The organism is Microbacterium sp. Bi128 (genome assembly GCF_918698205.1).
The window spans coordinates 1-1,924 of the sequence record NZ_CAKKMM010000986.1 but is presented as its reverse complement, the minus strand read 5'-3'; the positions used below and the strand labels follow the sequence as shown (position 1 = coordinate 1,924).

General features: G+C 67.5%; 2 protein-coding genes. Both read left to right on the top strand.

The window, feature by feature from the left end; genetic code table 11:
• Positions 1-855 (top strand): Ig-like domain-containing protein (locus LQV45_RS28865; RefSeq protein WP_230010447.1); only part of this gene is annotated, 855 nt, incomplete at its 5' end.
• Positions 856-967: 112 nt separating this feature from the next.
• On the top strand, positions 968-1,924 hold a 957-nt coding region (locus LQV45_RS28860; protein ID WP_230010445.1), incomplete at its 3' end, for a DUF1461 domain-containing protein.

Sequence of the window (1,924 nt, the reverse complement as noted above, 5' to 3'; positions counted from 1 at the left end):
CGGTATAACTTCACGTACTCCGTGGTGGACGACGCGGGACGCGAGACCCACAGCACGCGCGCGTTCACCACCGTCTCGACCGCCAACGAGGCCGACGCCGCCATATACCCCTTGGACGGGATGAAGGTAGGTGTGGCCCAGCCCCTGCAGATCACCTTCAGCGAGCCGGTCCTGAACCGGACCGCCGTCGAAAAGGCCATCAAGATCACCTCGACGTCCGGCCAGGTGGGTGATTTCCACTGGTTCAACAACAACACTGTCCGGTACCGGCCGGACGCCTTCTGGGCCGCGAACAGCACCATCACCATGGACATGAAGCTGTTCGGCGTCGAGCTCGGCAACGGGCAGGTCGGCAACTTCAACAAGACGGTAACGGTCCACATCGGGGACAAGAAGGTGGCCGTCGCCGACGCCAAGGCCCATACGTTCTCGGTCAGCATCAACGACAAGCCGGCCGGACACTGGCCGGCGACCATGGGCGACACCCGGTTCCCGTCGGCACGGGGCTTCCTCGTGTTTATGGAGAAGCACCGTGTGGAGCACATGGATGCCTCCACGATTGGGCTCAAACCGGGGGACCCGGCCTACTATGGCCAGCTGGACGTCAACTACGCCACGCGCCTGACGCCCAGCGGGGAATTCATCCACCAGGCCACGGAGTCCGCGATGCCCTACATCGGCAAGACGAACCTCTCCCACGGCTGTATCGGCCTGGGCCCGGACGGCGCGAAGTGGGTGTTCGACAATATGACCACCGGCGACGTCGTCCAGGTGGTGAACACCGAGGGGGAGTACGCCAACTTCGATGACGGCTTCGGGGACTGGAACATCCCTTGGGCCCAATACGCCAACTGACGGGGTGGCACCTCGCTGAGCCCAATCCTCTGACGGTAGGCTCAGAGCCAGATAAGTTGCGCAGCCGGGCGCAGGCCGGGCAGCGCAGAAGCCTACGGAAGCGAAGCTCCACGTGACTGACAAGAGTCCCACCCCTCCCGACCGGCCGGATCCGCACCTGGATCCGTCGGACGACACCGACGAACCGGCGTTCGACTGGATGAAGCCGGCCGCCGCCGGCAAGCCCACGGCGGGCACGGCAGCCGGCCCGGCAGGGCCGGCCGCAGCCGCCGGCAAGCCCACGGCGGGCACGGCAGCCGGCCCGGCAGGGCCGGCCGCAGCCGCCGGCAAGGCAGGATCAGCCGCAGCAGCGGGATCAGCAGAGGGCACGGCAGCGCCGTCGGCAACGCCCACCGCCAGCCAGCCGGAGAGCCGCGCCGACCGCAAGGCGGCCGAGGCCGCCGCCACGGGGCCGTCGGATACTTCCCCGTCGGACGTGGCCACGTCGAATGCTGCCACGTCGAATGACGAGGCGCGCGGGGCAGGAGCCGGCGCATCAGCCGGCGCACGTCCTGACACCGACCCCGAGGACGAAGTCGAACGCCGCAACGCCGAACGCCGTAATGCCGAACGCGAGCAGGCGGCCAAGGCCAAGCCCGTCCTGCCGCGGGTGCTTCAGGTGCTGCTCGCCGTGTTCTACCCGGTCATCCTGCTGGTGCTCGCCGTCCGCGCCGTGACCAGCCCCCTGTTCCTCTGGGTGGAATACAACCGTCCGGGCTTCCCCGGTGACGGCTACGGCTTCAGCACCGATGACCGCATGACGTACGGTTCCTACGCGGTGGACTACCTCAGCAACTGGTCGGGCCCCCGCTACCTCGGCGATCTTGTGGACCAGAGCGGGGAGCGGTTGTTCAAGGACGGCGAAGTCAGCCACATGGCCGACGTCAAGGCCGTGATCCTGTCCACTTTCGGCGCCGGTACCCTGCTGATCCTGCTGGGCCTGGTGGCGGTGATCTACCTCAAGCGGCGCCATAACGGGGGAGTCCGCCGCGGCCTGTTCGCCGGCTCGATCGTCACCCTTGCACTCATC